The organism is Janthinobacterium sp. J1-1 (assembly GCF_030944405.1).
In the GTDB taxonomy this organism is placed as follows: Bacteria; Pseudomonadota; Gammaproteobacteria; order Burkholderiales; family Burkholderiaceae_D; genus Janthinobacterium.
The window spans coordinates 5,471,763-5,493,415 of the sequence record NZ_CP132339.1; the positions used below are offsets into that span (position 1 = coordinate 5,471,763).

General features: G+C 63.5%; 16 protein-coding genes. 11 read left to right on the forward strand and 5 right to left on the reverse strand.

The window, feature by feature from the left end; genetic code table 11:
- The 5 genes from Q8L25_RS25095 to Q8L25_RS25115 form a co-directional block, all read right to left on the reverse strand.
- Window positions 1-1,275 carry a YncE family protein gene (locus Q8L25_RS25095; protein ID WP_308921988.1) on the reverse strand — a complete coding sequence of 425 codons (1,275 nt, stop codon included), beginning with the start codon at window positions 1,273-1,275 and terminating at the stop codon, window positions 1-3.
- Window positions 1,276-1,335: 60 nt separating this feature from the next.
- Window positions 1,336-2,184, reverse strand: a complete 849-nt coding sequence (locus tag Q8L25_RS25100; protein ID WP_308921989.1) for a creatininase family protein — start codon at window positions 2,182-2,184, stop codon at window positions 1,336-1,338.
- Window positions 2,185-2,327: 143 nt separating this feature from the next.
- Window positions 2,328-3,965, reverse strand: a complete 1,638-nt coding sequence (locus tag Q8L25_RS25105) for a methyl-accepting chemotaxis protein (protein WP_308921990.1) — start codon at window positions 3,963-3,965, stop codon at window positions 2,328-2,330.
- Between the two features lie 73 nt (window positions 3,966-4,038).
- Window positions 4,039-5,148 (reverse strand): patatin-like phospholipase family protein, encoded by a 1,110-nt coding sequence (locus Q8L25_RS25110; protein ID WP_308921991.1) that lies wholly within the window; start codon window positions 5,146-5,148, stop codon window positions 4,039-4,041.
- Between the two features lie 303 nt (window positions 5,149-5,451).
- The gene (locus tag Q8L25_RS25115; RefSeq protein WP_308925802.1) at window positions 5,452-6,369 is read right to left on the reverse strand and encodes a LysR family transcriptional regulator; all 918 of its coding nucleotides are present in this window, start codon (window positions 6,367-6,369) and stop codon (window positions 5,452-5,454) included.
- A 105-nt stretch (window positions 6,370-6,474) separates the two neighbouring features.
- Here Q8L25_RS25115 and Q8L25_RS25120 point away from each other — a divergent pair, with 105 nt between their 5' ends.
- The 11 genes from Q8L25_RS25120 (at window position 6,475) to Q8L25_RS25170 (ending at window position 21,530) form a co-directional block, all read left to right on the forward strand.
- On the forward strand, window positions 6,475-7,986 hold the full coding sequence (locus tag Q8L25_RS25120; RefSeq protein WP_308921992.1) for an MFS transporter: 1,512 nt from the start codon (window positions 6,475-6,477) through the stop codon (window positions 7,984-7,986).
- Between the two features lie 169 nt (window positions 7,987-8,155).
- Window positions 8,156-9,376 (forward strand): carbohydrate porin, encoded by a 1,221-nt coding sequence (locus Q8L25_RS25125; protein ID WP_308921993.1) that lies wholly within the window; start codon window positions 8,156-8,158, stop codon window positions 9,374-9,376.
- A 270-nt stretch (window positions 9,377-9,646) separates the two neighbouring features.
- Entirely contained in the window at window positions 9,647-10,657 is a 1,011-nt protein-coding gene (locus tag Q8L25_RS25130) for a substrate-binding domain-containing protein (protein WP_308921994.1), read from the forward strand.
- Between the two features lie 259 nt (window positions 10,658-10,916).
- Entirely contained in the window at window positions 10,917-12,557 is a 1,641-nt protein-coding gene (locus Q8L25_RS25135; RefSeq protein ID WP_308921995.1) for an alpha-amylase family glycosyl hydrolase, read from the forward strand.
- Window positions 12,558-12,638: 81 nt separating this feature from the next.
- Window positions 12,639-13,733, forward strand: a complete 1,095-nt coding sequence (locus Q8L25_RS25140) for a sn-glycerol-3-phosphate ABC transporter ATP-binding protein UgpC (RefSeq protein WP_308921996.1) — start codon at window positions 12,639-12,641, stop codon at window positions 13,731-13,733.
- Window positions 13,734-13,827: 94 nt separating this feature from the next.
- Window positions 13,828-15,048, forward strand: a complete 1,221-nt coding sequence (malE, locus tag Q8L25_RS25145) for a maltose/maltodextrin ABC transporter substrate-binding protein MalE (RefSeq protein WP_308921997.1) — start codon at window positions 13,828-13,830, stop codon at window positions 15,046-15,048.
- Between the two features lie 152 nt (window positions 15,049-15,200).
- A complete protein-coding gene (gene malF / locus Q8L25_RS25150) occupies window positions 15,201-16,712 on the forward strand; it encodes a maltose ABC transporter permease MalF (protein ID WP_308921998.1) in 1,512 nt (503 codons plus the stop codon).
- 10 nt (window positions 16,713-16,722) lie between these two features.
- Window positions 16,723-17,613, forward strand: a complete 891-nt coding sequence (gene malG, locus Q8L25_RS25155) for a maltose ABC transporter permease MalG (RefSeq protein ID WP_308921999.1) — start codon at window positions 16,723-16,725, stop codon at window positions 17,611-17,613.
- 1 nt (window position 17,614) lies between these two features.
- Window positions 17,615-19,243, forward strand: coding sequence for an alpha-amylase family glycosyl hydrolase (locus Q8L25_RS25160; RefSeq protein WP_308922000.1), 1,629 nt, complete (start codon window positions 17,615-17,617; stop codon window positions 19,241-19,243).
- A complete protein-coding gene (locus tag Q8L25_RS25165; RefSeq protein ID WP_308922001.1) occupies window positions 19,240-20,151 on the forward strand; it encodes a PfkB family carbohydrate kinase in 912 nt (303 codons plus the stop codon). The genes Q8L25_RS25160 and Q8L25_RS25165 overlap by 4 nt, the downstream gene beginning before the upstream one ends.
- A gap of 92 nt (window positions 20,152-20,243) precedes the next feature.
- Complete coding sequence (locus Q8L25_RS25170; protein ID WP_308922002.1) at window positions 20,244-21,530, forward strand: aminotransferase class I/II-fold pyridoxal phosphate-dependent enzyme; 1,287 nt, start codon at window positions 20,244-20,246, stop codon at window positions 21,528-21,530.
- Window positions 21,531-21,653: the final 123 nt, after the last annotated feature.

The following is a 21,653-nucleotide window of genomic DNA, read 5'->3' on the forward strand; positions in this document are numbered from 1 at the left end:
TTAACGCAGGTTGCCCGTATGGCCCAGCGAATAGCGGCCCGGCTGCGGCCACACGGTCAGGCCGTGCGGCTCCTGGCCCACTTTCACTTTCGACACCTCGCCGCTGGTGGTATTGATGCGGTAGACCACGTCGTCGAAGCGGCCGGACAGCCACAGGTATTTGCCGTCGGCCGACACATTGCCCATGTCGGGACTGCCGCCGCCCGGGATCACCCACTGCGTCACCACTTTTTCGGTGGCGAAATCGATCACGCTGACGCTGCCCTTGCCATTGCGCTTGCCATGGATGCGGTGCGTGCCGCGGTTGGCCACATACAGCTTCTTGCCGTCGCGGCTCGGGTACAGGCCGTGCGCACCGACGCCGGTCTGGATAAAGCCGATTTCCTTCAGGGTGGCGCCATCGACGATGTGCACGCCGTCGGCGTCCATGTCGGCGATAAAGAATTTCTTGCCGTCAGGCGAGATGCGTATGTCTTGCGGCATGCCCTTCTTGACGCTGCAGATTTCATTCGCCGGGCCGCCCACCGGGCCGGACTCGGCAAAACGCTTGGCCGGCATCTGCAGTTTCAGGTAGCCATCGACCTTGCGATTGACCAGGTCGATCTTGGCGATGGTGCCGTCGAACTCGCAGGTAAACATGGCATAGCGGCCGTCGTTCGAGAAATCGGCATGGTTGATGCCGCCGCACTGGGGCGTGTCGATCGAATACTGCACTGCCATGGTCTTCGGATCCCTGAAGTCCAGGCGGTGGCGCGCTTCGGCCACCACGATGGCCGACTTGCCGTCCGGCGTGTAATACATATTATACGGGTCGTCGACCGCCACTTCCTTGCCGTGCTTGCCCGTCAGCGGGTCGATCGGCGTCAGGCTGCCCTTGTCGGTACGCTCGGCATTGTTGGCCACCCACAGGGTGCGCAAGTCCCACGACGGCACCACGTGCTGCGGGCCCAGGCCGACCTTGAACTTGTCGACCACTTTCAGGCTTTCCTGGTCGATCACGTACACATCGTTCGAACGCAGGTTGGGCACATAGACGCGCGGCAAATGGTCCTTCACCACGGCGCTCATGTTGGACGGGCCGATGCTGCCGTAGACATTTTTCGGGTCGACCAGCGGCGGCATGCCGGGCAGCGGAGAATAGGCTGGCGCGGCGGCAGGCGCCGCTGCAGGCCCGGGAACCGCCGCGCCGATGACCTGGCTGGCCACGCCCAGGCCGGCGAGTGCGGCGGCCAGGGCGGAAACGGTGACGATGGTGCGTCGTTGGAGTGTTTTCATGTCAGTTCGCGTGTTTTCGTTGCAAATGCCGGACGCCCACTGGCGTCCGGGTGGAAAAAGTTATTTGTGCTGCAGCAATTGCTTGATGGCCGCCACCGAGGTGTCGACCTGCAGCTTGATGCCGATCTGGCCCAGTTCGGCCGTGGCCCGCGTGGCGTCGCCGCGCACGCCGTCGGCCACGCCTGGTTTGATGCCATGGGCCATGGCCTCACTGCGCACCATGGTGGGATCGGTTGCCAGCATCAGCGCCGCGTCGGCCAGGCCCGCATGCAGGCCGATGTCGGCCGCGCTGAAACCGCGCTTCTGCAGTTCGGCAATATATTTTGTCTGGGTAATGTCATAGTAGTCGAGCAAGGCCCAGGCGCGCGCATCTTGCCCTTTGCCGCCCTTGCTCCAGGCACGGTTCAGTTTGGCGGCGACATTCTGTTCGTTCTTCTGGTAGCCGCCATGGTCGCCGATAAAAATAATGTCGCGAAAGCCATGCTGGCGCAGGCTGGCGGCCGCGCCCTCGAGCACGGCCTCAAACGCGGCCGGCGGTATCGAGATGGTCCCCGCATGGCGCATATGGCCGGCCGGCGGGGAAATGCCGCCTTCCGGCACGTAGCTCACGACCGGCGCGACGATGGTATTGCCCAGCTTTTGCGCGATCTGGCGCGCCAGCATGCCGGCACGTACATTGTGCTTGCCCAGCGCGATATACGGACCGCTCTGCTCGACGCCGCCGATCGGAATCAGCACCGTGGTGGCGCCGTGATTGATGCGATCGCGCAATTCGGTACTGGTCAGTTCTTCCAGCACCACGCTGGACGACGGCGCGGCCAGGCACGACAAGGGCAAGGCAAAGGTCAGGGAGAGGGCAAGCAGGCAGGCGCGTGGCGCCAATGGCAGGCGGTACTGCAAATTCATCATCAAACTTCTTTCGTGGTCATCAAGCGTGACGCCCTGCCTGGCGAGACCAGGCAAGCTGCTGCCACGAGGAATTGTATTCCATCGGGGCAGCAACAGCACGTTAATTTGACACGATTTGGTGCGAATTGACTACAGGCAAACTTTTAGGCCAGCAGGCGCTGCGCAGGCTCCGAGGGACGGCGTGGCGCCTGTTGCTCCGGCAAACCACCCGCCACGCTCAGCTTGCGGCCACCCGCTTCGCCGCGCAGGCGGAACACGGCCACCACGTCGACCAGTTCCACGGCGCGATCCTGCAGCGAAGCGGCGGCAGCGGCGGCCTCTTCCACCAGCGAGGCGTTCTGCTGGGTGACCTGGTCCATCTGCGAGATGGCCTGGTTGACCTGCTCGATGCCGGCGCTCTGCTCGTGGCTGGCGTTGGCGATCTCGCCCATGATATCGGTGACGCGGCGGATGCTGATGACGATCTCTTCCATCGTGGCGCCGGCCTGGTCGACCAGCGCGCTGCCGGTGTTGACTTTCTCGACCGAATCCTCGATCAGTCCCTTGATTTCCTTGGCCGCCGCCGCGCTGCGCTGCGCCAGGTTGCGCACTTCGGTGGCGACCACGGCAAAGCCACGGCCCTGTTCGCCGGCTCGCGCCGCTTCGACCGCCGCATTCAGCGCCAGAATATTGGTCTGGAAGGCAATGCCGTCGATCACGCCGATAATGTCGGCGATCTTCTTCGCCGACGCGTTGATCGAGCCCATCGTGCCGACCACTTGCGCCACCACGGCGCCGCCCTTGCTGGCCACTTCCGAGGCCGACACGGCCAGGGTATTGGCCTGGCGCGCATTGTCCGTGTTCTGGCGCACGGCCGAGGTCAGTTCCTCCAGGCTGGACGCGGTTTCTTCCAGCGACGAGGCTTGCTGCTCGGTACGTACCGACAGGTCGGCATTGCCGGCCGTGATCTGGCCGGCGGCCACGCTGACCGTATCGGCCGAGGTGCGCACGGTGGCGATCACGTCGACGATGCGCTCGAGGAACTGGTTGAAGGCGGTCGCCGTGCGGCCCACTTCATCCATGCGCGCCACGGGCATGGCCGACGACAGGTCCAGGGTCGAGCTGACGCGCTCGAGCGTGCTCTGGATATTGCCCAGGCCGCCACTGATGGTGCGGTAGATATGCCAGGCCAGGGTGCCGGTCAGCAGCATGGCCACGGCCAGCACGGCCAGCATGGTGTACAAGGAGGTATCGTAGGCGGCCAGGCTTTCGGCCTTGACGTCCGACACCAGTTTGTTGTTGTAGGCAATATGATCATCCAGGCTTTTCTTGGCGGCGGCGGCCGTCAGGGCCAGCGGCGTACCGGCGAGCAAGGTGGCGCGCACGCCCTCGATGTCGTCCGCATAGGCGGCGGCAAAGAACGGCACCAGCGCGCGGCGATACGCTTCCATCGCGGCCTGGTCGGCGTCGAGCATCTTGCGGTCGGTTTCATCGTAGATGCGTTCGGCGCGGTATTTGGCGACCAGGTCGTCGAAATCCTTGTTGGCGGCGGCCAGCGACTTGTCCAGCGCGGTCTTGTCGGCCAGGTTCGAAAACACCGACAGGCGGTAGCCGGCCAGGCGCGAGTCGGTCAGAGCGGCCTTGGCCGCGTTCAAGCCCTGGATGCTGGGAATAATGCGGTTTTGCACGGTGTCAAAACGCTCTTGCGCGCGCTTGAGCTGGACGGCGCCGCCGGCGCCCAGCAACAGCAGGGCCAGCAAGGCGATGGATAAAGTCAGTATTAATTGCTTGGTGATATTCATGGTGTGCTCATCAGTGAAGCAGAACTAGGTAAATGAAGTAACTACGTAAAGTGACTCAGTGACATTGAATGCATCATGCCGCCAGCGCCGAGTCTTCGGCTGTGCGGCGCAGCAGATCGCCATGTTCGCGGCAGAAGGCGGCGCCCGCCTTGTAGCCCACGTCGAACAGCAGTTGCATGTTCGAACTGGACCAGTCCAGCGTATCGGGCCAGTGCTGTTCCGGGATGCCTTTCATCAGGTCGAGCTTGAGCAGGCGGCGCTTGGGCTGGCCCGTGCGCGCGTCCGTGTTGTGCTCGAGCTCGAACAGGCGCAGCTCGGTCTTGGAAATTTTCACCAGGGGCGTGATGATGGAACGCACCCAGGCGTCATACAGGTTGCGCGGCTTGCGCAACAGGCGTTCATCGCCGAGGATATCGAGGATGACCAGGGTATCGGCGTCGTGGTGTTCGCCTTTGCCTTCGATAAAAGGGTCGAAATTGAGCGTGTCGAGCGCCGCGCCTTCGATATAGTCGCTGCCGGCGATGTTGGTCGGCGCGTACAGGAAGGGAAACGACAGCGCCGCGCGCACGTGCTCGGGGGCGATTTCATGCTTGCCCCAGTTCTGCATGCGGTGTTCGGTCAGGTTGTAGGCATTGATGTAGAACTGCGGGCGCATGGTTTTCACGCCGGAAAAATCCACCGCCTTTTCCAGGAAGGGCAAATGCGCGCACAGGCCCAGGCTTTTCGACGACAGGTCCGATGGCGACAGCGACGACAGCATCAGCTTGCCCCAGTCCGACCAGGCCGTCGGCGCACCCGCAAACGTATGCTTGAACGCTTGCACGAAGGGGTTGCTGGCCGGTGGCTGGAACGCGTCGCGGAAGGTGCTTGCCTGCATGCCCGGCTTCTGGAAAATCTTGTAGTTAATCGGGATCATCTTGTAGATGCTGTCGGCCACGCCCGTATCGGCCCAGCTCTGCAGCGCCTGGCGTGGCGTGGCCTCGTGCGGCGTGGTGTACAGCAAACCCATCAACACGCCCGCACCCGAGGCCGAAATCACGTCGAACTCCAGGCCGTCGTCGACAAAGGCGGCCAGCGCACCGGCGATCAGGGTGGAATTGGGCGCACCACCACCGAGCAGCAAACCGGTCTTGCGGGCCGGCATCGAGCTCACGGCGGGGGCTTTTACATTGACTGATTTCATGCACACTCCTGTATGGCGGAGCAGACCTGCGCCCCTGGGATCAAACATCGCTCGACTTGTACACCACATTATTCCAGCGGAACAATGTTGCAAAATGAGATATTAAATTAACATAAATAAATTCCACATGGCAATTTAGTTAACGTATATGTGACATTCAGAAAGGACATAAGTCGTGCCCATGCGGCTTGCGGGTGCTGCGGTGCAGCAAAAAAAAATTATAAAAGACTGATAATAAGTGTTGCTACATAGAAAATTTAACAACTTCGGGCAAGCACGCGAACGTGGTGTCGGGACACCGCCTCAACGACGGGCGGAAAAATGCAGATGGGTGCACAGGAAGTCGACAAAAACCCGCAACTTGGGCGACAGGTGACGGCTCGATGGCCACAGTACCCAGAATTTGCTCGACGTTAGCAGATATTGTTGCAATACAGGCTGTAGTTCGCCGCGCGCGACGGCGTCCGCCACGATAAAGTCGGGCAGGTAGGCCAGGCCGACGCCCTGGCTGGCCGCGCCGATCAGCGCCTCGATATTGTTGCAGGTGAGCGCGGTACGCAGGCGCAACTCCGGTGCGCCCGCGCTTTCCGCATCGCCCTGCCGCAGCGCCCACTCCTGCAATTTGCCGGTACTGGGAAATTTGTAGCGCACGCAGGCATGCGATTCCGCTTCCAGTGCCTGCGGCGTGGCCGGCACGCCATGGCGGGCAAAATAGGCCGGGGAACCGACGATGGAAAACGCGAACGGCCCCAACTCGCGCGCCATCAGGCGCGAATCGGTCAGGGTGCCGCTGCGCACGGCCACGTCGACGCCCTCGGCCACCACGTCGACCAGGCGGTCGTTGAAATCGAGGTCGAGTTCGATCTCGGGATACTGGCGCGTAAATTCGGCCAGCAGCGGCAGGACGATGCGGTAGCCGATCACCGGCAGGCTGACCTTGAGCTTGCCGCGCGGCGCCTCGGCCAGGTGCGACAGTTCCGCCTGCGCATCATCGATATCGGCCAGGATGCGCAGGCAGCGCTCGTAGAACAGCGCGCCCTCATTGCTGAGACTGATCCTGCGCGTGCTGCGGTTGAGCAGCCGCACGCCCAGCTTTTCCTCCAGCCGCGCCACGCTCTTGCCCACCGCCGAGGCCGATACACCGAGCAGGCGCCCGGCCACCACAAAGCTGCAGGTTTGCGCCGCCTGCACGAAGGCGGCAATGCCGTTGAGCTGATCGATTGCCATGATTAGAGCGTTTTTGTCCGTTATGAATGGATTTACAGCCACTTTTTCTATGATTCCAGCCATCCTATCATGGAATCCCCCTCTTACTGGATGTTTCCCATGACCCATATTTCCCACAAGGCGCGCCGCCTGCTGGTGCTGGCCGCCGTCTGCCTGGCCGCGCTATGCATGCCGTTCAGCTTTACCGGCCCCGCGATTGCCATCCCGGCGATCGCCCTTGACCTGCACGGCAGCCCGCTGGCGCTGGCCTGGATCAGCAATGCCTTCATGCTCAGCTTTGGCGGCTGCCTGATGGCGGCCGGCGCCCTGGCCGACCGCTATGGCCGCAAGCGTTTGTTCCTGCTCGGCTTGTCCGTATTCACCGCCGCCGCCCTGGCCCTGGCGTGCGCGCCGACTATCGAAGCGCTGGGCCTGCTGCGCGCGGTGCAGGGCCTCGGCTGCGCGCTGGCCCTGTCCAGCGGCCTGGCGGCGCTGGCCCAGGAATTCGACGGCGCGGCCAGGGCGCGCGCCTTCAGCCTGATCGGCACGGCGTTCGGCGCCGGCCTGGCCTTCGGCCCCATCGTCGCCGGTACCCTGGTCGCGGCCAGCGGCTGGCGCAGCCTGTTTGCCGTCACGGCGCTGGTGGGCCTCTCGGCGCTGCTGCTGGCGGCACGCACCCTGCGCGAATCGCGCGATCCGCATGCGGCCGGGCTGGACTGGGCCGGCGCGCTCGGCTTTACGGGCGCCCTGTCGCTCCTGACCTATGGCCTGCTGCAGGCGCCGCACAGCGGCTGGACCAGCCTGGCCAGTTGTGCCCTGCTGGGCGGCGCGGCGCTGCTGCTGGCCGTTTTTGTCGCGCTCGAAAAACGCCAGCCGCAGCCCATGCTGGACCTGTCGCTGTTCCGCCTGCCCGCGTTTGCCGGCGTGCAGCTGCTGGCGGCCGCGCCCGCGTTTTCCTATGTGGTGCTGCTGGTGCTGCTGCCGGCGCGCCTGATCGGCATCGAAGGCTACAGCGCAACGCAGGCCGGCGGCATGATGCTGGCCCTGTCGGCTCCCATGCTGGTGCTGCCGATGCTGGCCGGCCTGGCAGCGCAACGCATCGCCGCCGCCCATATCTGCGGCGCCGGCCTCCTGATCACCGGCGGCGGCCTGCTGTGGCTGTCCCACTGTGCGCCGGGCCTGCCCGCCACTACCCTGCTCGGCCCGCTGCTGCTGATCGGCGCCGGCATCAGCCTGCCCTGGGGCCTGATGGATGGGCTGGCAGTGAGCGTGGTGCCGGTGGAACGGGCCGGCATGGCGGCCGGCATCTTCAACACCACGCGCGTGGCTGGCGAAGGCATTGCGCTGGCCATCGTCGCCGCGCTGCTGGCGACATTGACCGTGACGGCACTGCACGCGCTGCCCGGCGTGACGGCGCAGGACGCCACCCTGGCGGCGCCCTTGCTGGCGATCGGCGAACTGCGCCAGGCTGGCGTGCTGCTGCCGCACGCCAGCGTGCAGGAGCTGTCGCAGGCCTATGGCGCGGCGTTTCGCCAGTTGCTGCAGGTGCTGGCAGGCATCAGCACGGCCTCGGCGCTGCTGATCCTGGTCTTCCTGCGCCAGAGCGCCGGCGCCCCGGCCACCGCGCGCTGACGTTTCTTCGCAACACGCATCGCAATCTCCGGGCTTAAACGAGTTTACTTATCAAAGCGCTTTGAACTATACTCCAAAGCGCTTTGAAACATAACTAAAGCGCTTTGGCTACGCCAGTTCATGCAATGAACGGCGCCGGCCCTGCCCCTATAAAAATACTGGAGATACGATGAACAAGCATTTCTTGAAAACCTTGCCGGCCGCCGTCGCCCTGGCCCTGAGCACCTCCGCTGCCCAGGCCGCATTGCCGATCGATTTCGGCGGCTACTTCCGCTCGGGCTTCGGCACCAGCAGCGAAGGCGGCAAGGAATCATGCTTCGGCCTGGCCGGCGCCTCGTCGAAATACCGCCTGGGTAACGAGTGCGAAACCTACGGCGAATTGAAATTCGGCGGCGAAGCCTTCAAGGCCGCCAACGGCACCACCTTCCGCATCAATACCCTGGTGGCGTTTTCCGTCAACCAGAACTTCGACTGGGAACAATCGGACCCGGCCTGGCGCGAAATGAACGTGGTGGCCGACAAGATCGGCACCGGCGCCTTCGCCGAAGCGCGCGCCTGGGTCGGCAAGCGCTACTACGACCGCCAGGACGTGCATATCACCGATTACTACTTCTGGAATAACAGCGGCCCAGGCGCCGGCCTGGAAAACATCGACCTGGGCGCGGCCAAGCTGGCCTACGCCATCGTGCGCACCGCCGACGACACCGACAGCAAGCGCATGGCGCTGTCGCACGACCTGCGCTTCTCCGGCATCAAGGTCAACCCGGACGGCGAGCTGACCGTCGGCGCGCAATTCAACCAGAAGCGCAACGCCGACGGCGCCGCGCCCGTCGCCAGCGGCCACCTGCTGACCCTGATGCACACACAAGGTAATCTGCTGGGCGGCTACAACAAGGTCGCGCTGCAGTACGGCAAGGGCAGCGGCGCCAACACGGGCGGCGCCACCCTCTCCGCCAACCGCGACGACAAGGTGCTGCGCCTGACGGAACAGCTGATGGTGCAGCCGAAAGGCGCCTGGTCCGGCATGGCCACCTTTGTCTACGAAGACAAGGAAACGGCTGGCGTCAGCAGCAAATGGACCTCGGTCGGCGCGCGTCCGATCTACCATTTCACCGACAACTACAGCCTGGCGGTGGAACTGGGCCACGACATCGTCAAGCCGGAAGGCGACAAGACGCGCAATCTGACCAAGCTGACCATTGCGCCGCAACTGTCGGCCGGCAACAGCTTCTGGTCGCGCCCGGTGCTGCGCGCCTTCTACACCTATGCCAAATGGAACAAGGCGGCCCAGTCGGCGGCCGTGGCCGAATCGGCCCTGTCGTCGACCGGCGTGTTTGGCGGCAAGACCAATGGCAGCTCGATGGGTTTCCAGGTCGAGAGCTGGTGGTAAGAACAATGGCCGCGTTTTCATAAGCGGCCACTGGCAGCAACACCGCAGTCACCGGAACCACCATCGCAACGCTGCATGCCATGGCCGGCAGTTTCATTGTAGTGATTCAGCAATCCTCTTTTTGCGCGGGCGCCCTCGGGTTGGCCCGCGTCTTTTTTTGCGCCCGCCGCTGCAACGGTTCCCTGATCACGCGCGCCATTATCAGATAAACTACCTGCCATTCCACCGCGCCGGCCACCGGCCGCGGCATTCACCCCTGACGCAGCATCCATGAACCTCAAAAATCTCGCCAAAACGCTAGGAATTTCCGAAACCACCGTCAGCCGCGCCTTGAATGGCTATCCGGAAGTGAGTGAACGCACGCGCGAACGGGTGCTGGCCGCCGCGCAGGCGGCCGGCTACCGGCCCAATCCGATGGCGCGCAGCCTGGCCGTAGGCCGCACCAATATCGTCGGCATCATCTACCCGCTGCTGCCGAACGACCTGGCCGACCCGATGTTCATCGATATCGTCGGCGGCATGTCCGAAGTGCTGGAAGCGCAGCAGATGGACATGATGATCTCGCCCGCCTCGGCCACCAACGAGTTCCATACCTATGAACGGATGGTCAAGGGCCGCCGCATCGACGGCCTGATCGTCGGGCGCACCAAGCCGTTCGACGAGCGCATTGCCTACCTGGCGCAGCAGAACATGCCGTTCGTGGCCCACGGCCGCACCCAGCTGAACCAGCCGCACGCCTGGTTCGACTACGACAACGAAGCCGGCATGCGCCTGGCCGTCGAGCGCCTGATGTCGCTGGGGCACCAGCGCATCGGCCTGATCAGCGCCACGCCCGACCTGAACTTCGTGCGCCAGCGGGTGGAGAGTTTTCAGCACGCCATGCGCGACGGCGGCCTGCCGGTCGATCCCGACAACCTGGTCGACAACGCCCATGACCGCCGTGCCGGCTACCAGGCCATGCAGCGCCTGCTGGCCCGCTCGCCGCGCCCCACCGCCATCATCGTCGACAACCATATGTCGGGCGTGGGCGCCGTGCGCGCCCTGCTGGACGCCGGCGTGGCCATCGGCAGCGATATGTCGCTGATCGTCTGGGGCGTGATGGAGGATTCCCTGGCCGGCCACAACGTCACCACCGTGGTCCAGCCCGACCCGCGCGGCGCCGGCGCCAAGATGATCCAGATGCTGCTGGCCCTGCTGGACGGCACGCCGGCCACCGACCTGCAGGAACTGTGGCCTTGCGAGCTGTTGCCGGGGGAGTCGGCTGGGCGTATACTCAGCTAGCAGGTTGAAAACCCTACCGTAGTCCGCAGCGGAAATCTGGGGCCAGTCACTTCGTGATCGGAATGCGTCCCACTGGGACGCATTCCCCCTTCGGGTCTGACCCCGGCCTTTTTCATCCATACCTCCAATACAAATTTACGACTTCGAACGGGTATTCGCTTTACTTTTCAAAGCGCTTTGAACTATACTCATTTCAAATCCAAAGCGCTTTGAAATTCAAACAAGACGCTACCACCCAACCAGCGTTCAGAAATCATCCATGCCGACCATCAAGAACAATCTCGCCAACCTGCCCGCCGACTGGTGGCGCAGCGCCGTCATCTACCAGGTGTATCCACGCAGCTTCCTCGACAGCAATGGCGACGGCATCGGCGACCTGCCCGGCATCACCTCGAAACTCGATTACATCGCCGCTCTGGGCGCCGACATTGTCTGGATCTCGCCTTTCTTTACCTCGCCGATGAAGGACTTCGGCTACGACGTGGCCAACTTCTGCGATGTCGACCCGATGTTTGGTACCCTGGCCGATTTCGACCGCCTGGTGGCGCGCGCCCATGAACTGGGCCTGAAAGTGATGATCGACCAGGTGCTGTCGCACTCGTCCGACGACCATCCATGGTTTGTCGAAAGCCGCGAAAGCCGCGACAATCCGAAAGCCGACTGGTATGTATGGGCCGACCAGCAGCCGGACGGCACGGCGCCGAACAACTGGCTGTCCGTGTTTGGCGGTTCGGCCTGGCAATGGGAGCCGCGCCGCGGCCAGTATTTCCTGCACGACTTCCTGGCCAGCCAGCCCGACCTGAATTTCCATAACCCGGCCGTGCAGCAGGCGCAGCTGGACAACCTGCGCTTCTGGCTGGAACGCGGCGTCGACGGTTTCCGTTTCGACTCCTGCAATTTCCCCTACCACGACCAGCTGCTGCGCAATAATCCGCCAGCCGTCCAGCGCGACGCCAGCAGCGTCTCGGCCATCAATCCGTACGGCATGCAGTCCCACGTCTACGACAAGACCCAGCCGGAAAACATCGCCTACCTGCAGCGCGTGCGCGCCGTGCTCGACGAATACCAGGCCATCTCGATCGGCGAAGTGGGCGACGACGATGCGCTGGCCACCATGGCGGCCTACACCACGGGCGGCGACAAGCTGCACATGGCCTACAGTTTCAACCTGCTGACGGCCGAGTTTTCGGCCGCGCATATCCGCAAGCAGGTGGAAGAATTCGAAGCCAAGGTCACCGACGGCTGGGCCTCCTGGTCGGTGGGCAACCACGACAGCGTGCGCGTGATGACGCGCTGGGGCGGCAACAACCCTGCGCCATCGCTGGCCAAGGTGGTGCTGGCGGTGCAGGCCGCGCTGAAAGGCACGCCATGTTTGTACCAGGGCGACGAACTGGCGCTGACGGAAGCGGACATTCCTTTCGAGGCCTTGCAGGACCCGTACGGCATTCCGTTCTGGCCGCAGTTCAAGGGCCGCGACGGCTGCCGCACGCCGATTCCGTGGGTCGCCGACGCGCCACACGGCGGTTTTACCACTGCCAAGCCCTGGCTGCCGGTGCCGCCCGAACATCTGGCGCGCGCAGTCGATGTGGAAGAAAACGACGCCACTTCGCCACTGCGCTTTGCGCAAAATATCCTGGTCTGGCGCCGCAGCCAGCCGCAGCTGCTGCGTGGCGAGATCGTCTTCTTCGACGCCCCGGAACCGGTGCTGGCCTTCCGGCGCGACCTGGACGGCCACCCCGCCATCCTGGCCGCCTTCAACCTCGGCACCGAGGCCGTGACGTTCGACTGGCCAGCGGCGGCCACAGCGACTGACCTCGCCGGCCACGGCCTGGCGGGCAGCGCGCAAGGCGCCAGCATCACCCTGCCCGCACACGGCGGCTGGTTCGGCACCCTCGATTGAAGACACCTTGGCGGCAGGGCCGCCGACTACAATAATGAGCCCCGCGTTTCAGCGGGGCCGGATTGACATAGTGAGGACGACATGGCTGGACTGAAGTTAACGGGCTTGAAAAAAGCCTATGGCGACGTGCAAACCCTGCACGGCATCGACCTGGAGATCGCCGACGGCGAGTTCATGGTCTTCGTGGGGCCGTCCGGTTGCGGCAAATCGACCCTGCTGCGCAGCATCTGCGGGCTGGAAGAAATCAGCGGCGGCGACCTGTATATCGGCAAGACGCGCATGAACGACGTGCCGCCTGCCAAGCGCGGCATCGCCATGGTGTTCCAGAGCTATGCCCTGTACCCGCACATGAGCGTGGCGCAGAACATGGCCTTCGGCCTGAAACTGGCCGGCATGAACAAGGTGCAGATTGCCGACGCCGTGCAGCGCGCCGCGCAGATCCTGCGTATCGAGCCGCTGCTGGAACGCAAACCGAAAGACCTGTCCGGCGGCCAGCGCCAGCGCGTGGCCATCGGCCGCGCCATCGTGCGCAAACCCGACGTGTTCCTGTTCGACGAACCGCTGTCCAACCTGGACGCCTCGCTGCGCGTGCAGATGCGCATCGAACTGGCGAACTTGCACCGCGAACTGCGCTCGACGATGATCTACGTCACCCACGACCAGGTCGAAGCGATGACCCTGGCCGACCGCATCGTGGTGCTGAACGCGGGCCGCATCGAGCAGGTGGGCGCGCCCCTGGAACTGTATCACCACCCCGCCAACCTGTTCGTGGCCGGCTTCCTCGGTTCGCCGCGCATGAATTTCTTGAAAGGCAAAATCCAGTCGCACGCCGATGGCGTGGCGACGATTGCCACCACGGCCGGCGGCCTGCTGCAGGCCAACCTGGCGCAGCCGCTGCCGAACGGCGCGGCAGTGACGGTCGGTGCGCGTCCCGAACATGTGCAGGCCTGCGCGCCGGGCACGGTGGCCTCGGCCTCGGCGATCAAGGCAACCGTGCAGGCGGTGGAAAAACTGGGCGACATCAGCTATCTGTACGTGGCGGTACCGGGTGGCGACGAGCCGCTGGTAGTGCGCGCCGACGCCGAAACCGACTGGGCCATCGGCCAGCAGGTGGCGCTGCAGGTGGCTGCCTCGCGCGTGCACGTGTTCGACGAACACGGCCAGACGCGCACCTGACATATTGAACTTTCGGGCCAGGCGCTACGGGCGCCGCCTGGCCGCTTGCATTTTCAGCCTTGACACCATCATAAAAACAGCACTGGAGATCGACATGTCCTTACAGAACACAAAACGCAGCCTCATCAAAACCACCCTGCTCGCCGCCGCGCTGGCCGGCATCGGCAACCTGGCCGCCGTCACCATGGCGCAGGCGGCCGAAGCGGGCACCCTGCTGATCTGGATCAATGGCGACAAGGGCTACAAAGGCCTGGCCAAGGTCGGCGAGGAATTTACCAAAAAGACCGGCGTGAAAGTCGTGGTCGAGCATCCGGAAGACGCACCGAACAAATTCCAGCAGGCGGCCGCCGCCGGCAAGGGCCCGGACATCTGGATCTGGCCGCATGACCGCCTGGGCGGCTGGATCGACGCCGGCCTGCTGCAGCCGGTCAACCCGGGCAAGGACGCGCGCGCCGCCATCCTGCCGCTGGCATGGAACGCCTTTACGGTGGGCGGCAAGACCTGGGGCTACCCGATGTCGATCGAAGCCGTGGCCCTGGTCTACAACAAGGACCTGGTGCCGACCCCGCCGAAAACGTTTGAAGAAATCGCCGCGCTGGACAAAAAGCTGTCCGCGCAAGGCAAGAAAGCCATCCTGTGGGATTACACGAACACCTATTTCACCTGGCCGCTGCTGGGCGCCGGTGGCGGCTTCCCGTTTGAAGTCAAGGCCGATGGCCGCTACGACGCGTCGAAAACGGGCGTCAACAACGCCGGCTCGGTGGCGGGCGTGAATGCCGTCATGAACCTGATCAACAGCGGCGCCATGGCCAAGGGCGCCGGCTACGCCGAAATGGAAGCGGGCTTCAACCAGGGCAAGATCGCCATGATGATCAACGGTCCATGGTCGTGGGACAATGCGCGCAAATCGAAGATCAACTTCGGCGTGGCGACCATTCCTACCGTGGCCGGCAAAACCGCCACGCCATTCGTGGGCGTGCTCGGCGCGATGATCTCGAAAGCCAGCCCGAACAAGGACCTGGCCGTCGAATTCCTGGAAAACCAGATGTTGCAGATCAATGGCCTGAAAACCATCAACGCCGACGTCCCGCTGGGCACGCCCGCCAACAAGGCGCTGTTCGCGGAACTGAAGTCGAATCCGAACATCCAGGCCACCATGGAAAGCGCGCAGGCCGGCCGCCCGATGCCGAACAACCCGGAAATGGGCCGCTTCTGGTCGTCGATGCAGTCGGCGCTGGAAAATATCACGCAGGGCCGCCAGTCGACCAAGGAAGGCCTTGATGCGGCGGCGAAGCGCATTACCACCGCCAATTAAGACATATTTTGATTGAGCGTAGGTCGGATTAGCGCGTAGCGCGTAATCCGACATGTGCCGCCAACAATGTTGTCGGATTACGGCCCTTCGGGCCTAATCCGACCTACGCCAAAACGCATCATATTCAGCACCATTCTCACAGGTATCCCATCGTGCGCAAGTTTATCGGCCCTACGGTACTGACCATCAGCATGGCGCTGGGTCTGTACCTGCTGTTCCTGTTGTATCTCTCCGGCCAGACCATGCTGGCCGCCGTCTTCCTCGGCCTGCTGACCCTGACGACGTTTGTCTTCACGTCGCCGCGGGCCTATGCCTACCGCTATCTGTTCCCCGGCATCACGGCGGTGATCGTCTTCGTGCTGCTGCCGCTGGTGTACACGGTGTCGATCGGCTTTACCAACTTCAGTTCGCGCAATCTGCTGACCTACGAACGCGCCACGCAATACCTGCTGGACGAAACCCAGCGCGTGGAAAGCGCCGGCTATGCGATGACGGTGCACCGCGACGACAATCAATACCGTTTGCGGCTGGAAAGCCCGGACACGGGCGAAGTGCTGCTCACCGCCCCGCTGGCGCTGAAGCGCGCCGTGCCACTGAACGTGGACGTCGCTCCTGCCGATCCTGTGCAAGCGCCCGTGCTGGCCGAGCCGCTGGGTATCAAGGACATTATCGCCCTGCAAAAAGATTTGAAGATGCTCACCTTGGTCTTGCCCAACAAGATAGAGCTGCGCATGGTGGGCCTGCGCGAATTCGGCCCGGTCGCGCATGTCTACAAGCAACTGCCGGACGAGACCCTGAAAAAAGTCGCCACCGGCGAGCTGGTCAAACCCAATTTCAAGACGGGTTTTTATGAAATGCCGGATGGCACAAAACTGGAGCCGGGCTTCAAGGTCAATGTGGGCTTCGCCAACTTCGTCAAGATCTTCTCGGACGAAGCGTTCCGTGGCCCCTTCCTGCGCATTTTCGTGTGGACCATCGTGTTCGCCCTGATCAGCGTGGCCACCACCACCGGTCTCGGCATGGTGCTGGCCGTGCTGCTGAACTGGGACGCGCTGCGCTTCCGTGGCCTGTACCGCACCCTGCTGTTCCTGCCGTATGCCGTGCCGGGCTTTATTTCCATCCTGGTGTTCAAGGGCCTGTTCAACAATAACTTCGGCGAGATCAACCTGGTGCTCGACGCCCTGTTCGGCATCAAGCCGGCCTGGTTCTCCGACACCACCCTGGCCAAGGCCATGATTTTGATCGTCAATACCTGGCTGGGCTACCCCTACATGATGGTGGTGTGCATGGGCCTGATCAAGGCGATTCCGGCCGACCTGTACGAAGCGTCGGCGCTGGCCGGCGCCGGGCCGCTGACCAACTTCTTCAAGATCACCCTGCCCCTGATCATCAAGCCGTTGATGCCGCTGATGGTGGCCAGCCTGGGCTTCAATTTCAATAATTTCGTCTTGATCAGTTTGCTCACCGGCGGCCGCCCCGACTTCCTCGACACCACCCTGCCGGCCGGCACCACCGACCTGCTGGTGTCCTACACCTACCGCATCGCGTTCGAGGATTCGGGCCAGAACTTCGGTTTGGCCGCCGCCATCTCGACCCTGATTTTCTTCCTCGTGGCCGCGATTTCGCTGGTCAACATGCGCCTGACACGCATGAACAAAGCATAAAGGACAGCATATGGCTATCGTTGTCGACCGTTCCAACCGCTGGCGCATCGTCGCGGCCCACGTCGCCGTGATCGCGCTGATCGCGCTGGTGATGTTTCCCTTCCTGATGATCCTGTCGATCTCTCTGCGCCCGGGCAATTTCGCCTCGGGCAGTTTGATCCCGCCCGAGATCAGCTTCGAACACTGGCGCCTGGCGCTGGGCATGTCCTACCAGGCGCCCAACGGCACCCTGGTCGAACCCGACTTCCCTGTGCTGCTGTGGCTGTGGAATTCGATCAAGGTGGCCACCATGAGCGCCACACTCACCGTGCTGCTGTCGACCACCTGCGCCTATGCGTTTGCGCGCATGCAGTTCCGCTTCAAGTCGCAGACCCTGTCCGCGCTGCTGCTGTTGCAGATGTTCCCGGCCGTGCTGGCGCTGGTGGCCATCTATGCCATTTTCGACCTGCTGGGCAGCTATGTGCCGTGGCTGGGCATCGACCACCACGGCAGCCTGGTGCTGGCCTACACGGGCGGCATCGCCATGCATATCTGGACCATCAAGGGCTATTACCAGACCATCCCGATCGAGATCGAGGAAGCGGCCAAGGTCGACGGCGCCTCGCAGTGGCAGGCCTTTGTCTACGTGCTGCTGCCGATGACGGTGCCGATTTTGATGGTGGTGTTTTTGCTGTCATTTATCGGCGCCATCATCGAATACCCGATCGCCTCCGTGCTGCTGCATGAACAGAACAACCTGACCTTGGCGGTCGGCTCCAAGCTGTTCCTGTACGAGCAAAAATACCTGTGGGGCGACTTCGCCGCGGCGGCCATCCTGTCCGGCCTGCCGATCACGGCCGTGTTCCTGCTGGCGCAGAAATGGATGATTTCCGGCCTGACGGCTGGCGGCGTGAAAGGCTGACATGAAGACCGTCCTGGCCACCCTCGCCGTCCTGCTTGCCAGCCTGCCGGCGCAGGCGGCAAGTTTCGCAGACAATCCGATCGTCTACTTTGCCGTCACCGACCGTTTCGCCAATGGCAACCCGGGCAACGACCACAGTTATGGCCGCGCGGCCGACCCGGAAGGCGGCGATATCGGCAGCTTCCATGGCGGCGATATCGCCGGCATCACGCAGAAACTGAAAGCTGGCTGGTTCAAGGAGCTGGGCGTCAACGCGCTGTGGATCACGGCGCCGTACGAGCAGATCCACGGCTGGGTGGTGGGCGGCAAGCAGCAGTTCAAGCACTATGCCTACCACGGCTACTGGGCGCTCGACTACACCACCATGGACGCAAACATGGGCACGCGCGAGGAACTGCGCGAGATGATCACCACCGCACACGCACAGGGCATCCGCGTGCTGTTCGACGTGGTGCTCAATCACCCCGGCTATGCCGACCTGCGCACCCTGGCCGAGTACAAGGTGCCGGTGCTGTGGCCCGGCCATGAACAGGCCAACCTGCGCGACTATCACAGCTTTGTCGACTATAACAATTTCGACTTCAGGCAGTGGTGGGGGCCGGACTGGGTGCGTGCCGGCCTGCCCGGCTATCCCGATGGCGGCCAGGATGACTATACGATGCAGCTGGCTTACCTGCCGGACTTCCGCACGGAGAGTACCAAGGCCGTGGGACTGCCGCCGATTTTGCAACGCAAAAACGATACGCGCGCCATCGCCAGGCCAGATGCGACCGTGCGTTCTTACCTGGTCGGCTGGCTGGCCGACTGGGTGCGCGAATTCGGCGTCGACGGTTTCAGGGCCGACACCGTCAAGCATGTGGAACCGGCAAGCTGGCTGGCCCTGCGCGCGGCCGCCACCGAAGCGCTGGCCGACTGGAAGGCGCGCCACCCGAAACAGGCCATCGATGATGCGCCGTTCTGGATGACGGGCGAAGCCTGGGGCCATGGTCCCGAGCGCAGCAGCTGGCACGACGCCGGCTTCGATTCGATGATCAATTTCGACTTTCAACACCGCGCTGGCGGCGGCTGGAAAGCCATCGACGGCGTGTATCGCCAGTATGCGCAGCTGCTGGGCCAAGGTCCTCGGTACAATATCCTGTCGTATATCTCCTCGCACGACACCAGCCTGTTCCCGCGCGATCAATTGAAGCATGGCCTGTCGGCCCTGCTGCTGGCGCCCGGCGGCGTGCAGCTATTCTATGGCGATGAAAGCGGCCGCCTGCCGGGCACGGCGCCTGCGGGCGACGAGCAGCAGGCGACCAGGTCTGACATGAACTGGACCTCACTCGACAGCGCCATGCTGGCCCATGCCCACAAACTGGGCCAGTTCCGCCTGCGCCATGCTGCGCTGGCGCGTGGCGAGCATCGCTTGAACAGTGAAGCGCCGTATGCGTTTGCCCGCGTGACGGCCGATGACCGCGTGATCGTCGCGCCCGACGCGCAGGGCGCCATCACGTTGAAAGTGCACGGCGTGTTCGCCGATGGCGCCACCGTGCGCGATGCCTATTCCAATCAAATCTACACCGTAAGCAACGGCGCCGTCGCCATTAACGCGACCGGCACCGTCCTGCTGGAGACAACAACACCATGAGCAACTACGATATTTTAGTGGTCGGCGGCGCCGGCATCGACACCATCGTGCGCGTCCCCGACCTGCGCCTGCCCGTCACCGACTCCGTGCATGTGCCGCCGATTATTGATTACGTGGCCCATACGGGCAACGGCGTGGCGCTGGCCAGCCATGCGCTGGGGCTGCGCTGCAAATTCATCGATTTTATCGGCGACGATGCGCAGGGCGCAGCCATCCTGCGGCGCTACCAGGAGGCCAGGCTCGATTTCAGCCATCTGGTCGAACCGTCCGGCACGCGCCGCAGCGTCAACCTGGTCGATCCGCAAGGGCGGCGCTTGTCGCTGTACGACGGGCGCCATCCCGATGATCTGCGCATGCCGGCCAACTTCTACCTGCCCTACCTGGGCCCGGCGCGCCATGCGCACTTTTCCATCATGGCGTGGGTGGCGCATCTGTATGACGATGCTGTGGCCAGCGGCACCACCGTCTCGACCGACCTGCACGACTGGGATGGCCTCAACCCGCACCATCGGGTGTTTGCGCTGCGCTCGGACCTGGTCTTTCTCAGCACGGCGGCATTGGGAGAGCGGCGCGACGAGGTCATGCGCAGCATCGTGGACCAAGGCCGTGCGCTGGCCGTGATCGCCATGGCCGGCGGCGACGGCGCGTATCTGCTGGAACGCGGCAGCGATACGGTACGCCATTTTCCGTGCGCCGACCTCGGCCTGCCGGTGGTCGACACGAATGGCGCCGGCGACTCGTTTGTGGCCGCCTTTTTGCACGCCTGGCTGGCTGGGGAAAGCGTGGACACGGCCATGCGCCAGGGCGCCATCGGCGGCGCGTTTGCCTGCGCCCAGCATGGCACGCATGAGCGTTTCCTGACCGGATCTGAAATGGTTCGCTTAGATCAAGACCGCACTAGCTTATGACTTAAAATTCTATCAAGCATGGCGGCATGCTAACGCCCTCATGGCACAATGGCTGCGGATTTCACCACCTTAGACTTGAAACCGGAGACCCCATGAGAATCGAAACCCTGGCCGTGCATGCCGGCTATTCCCCCGACCCCACCACCAAGGCCGCCGCCGTCCCCATCTACCAGACGGTGGCCTATGCCTTCGACAATGCCCAGCATGGCGCCGACCTGTTCGACCTCAAGGTCGCTGGCAATATCTACACGCGCATCATGAACCCGACCCAGGACGTGCTGGAAAAGCGCGTCGCCGCGCTCGAAGGCGGCGTGGCGGCACTGGCCGTGGCGTCGGGCATGGCGGCGATTACCTATGCGATCCAGACCATCGCCGAAGCGGGCGACAATTTTCTGTCCGCCAGCCAGCTGTACGGCGGCACCTACAATCTGTTTGCCCATACGCTGCCGCAGATCGGCATCGAGGTGCGCTTTGCCGATGCGCGCCAGCCGGAGACTTTCGCCGCGCTGATCGACAGCCGCACCAAGGCGATTTTCTGCGAATCGATCGGCAACCCGCTGGGCAATGTGACCGACGTGGCCAGGCTGGCCGAGATCGCCCATGCGCACGGCATTCCGCTGATCGTCGATAACACCGTGCCGAGTCCCTATCTGTTCCGCCCGATCGAGCACGGCGCCGACATCGTGGTGCACTCGCTGACCAAATACCTGGGCGGCCATGGCACCACGGTGGGCGGCGCCATTGTCGACAGCGGCAAGTTCCCGTGGGCCGAACATAAAGAGCGCTTCAAGCGCCTGAACGAACCGGACGTGTCGTATCACGGCGTGGTCTACACGGAAGCGTTCGGCCCGGCCGCCTTTATCGGCCGCGCCAGGGTCGTCCCGCTGCGCAATATGGGCGCGGCGATTTCTCCGCTGAGCGCCTTCCAGCTGATCCAGGGCATCGAGACCCTGGCCCTGCGCATGGACCGCATCTGCGACAACACGCTGGCGCTGGCCAAACACCTGAAGCAGCATCCGAAAGTCGCGTGGGTCAATTACGCTGGCCTGGAAGACCATGCCGACTACGCGCTGGTGCAGAAATACATGCAGGGCCGCGCCTCAGGCATTCTGTCGTTCGGCCTGAAGCTGGCGGGAGACGAAGATCCGCGCGCAGCCGGCGCCCGCGTGCTCGACGCGCTGCAGCTGTTTACGCGCCTGGTCAATATCGGCGACGCCAAGTCGCTGGCCACACATCCTGCATCGACCACCCACCGCCAGCTGAACCCTGAAGAACTGGCCAAGGCGGGCGTGTCGGAAGACATGCTGCGCCTGTCGGTCGGCATCGAGCATATCGACGATCTGCGCGAGGATCTTGAGCAGGCGCTGGCGGCGGCATAATCCGGAAAACCGCTGGCAGCGCCAACGATGTTGTCGGGTTACGCGCAAGCGCTAACCCGACCTACGGGCGCATGTATCCCAGCGTAGGTCGGATTAGGCGCGCAGCGCCGTAATCCGACAACA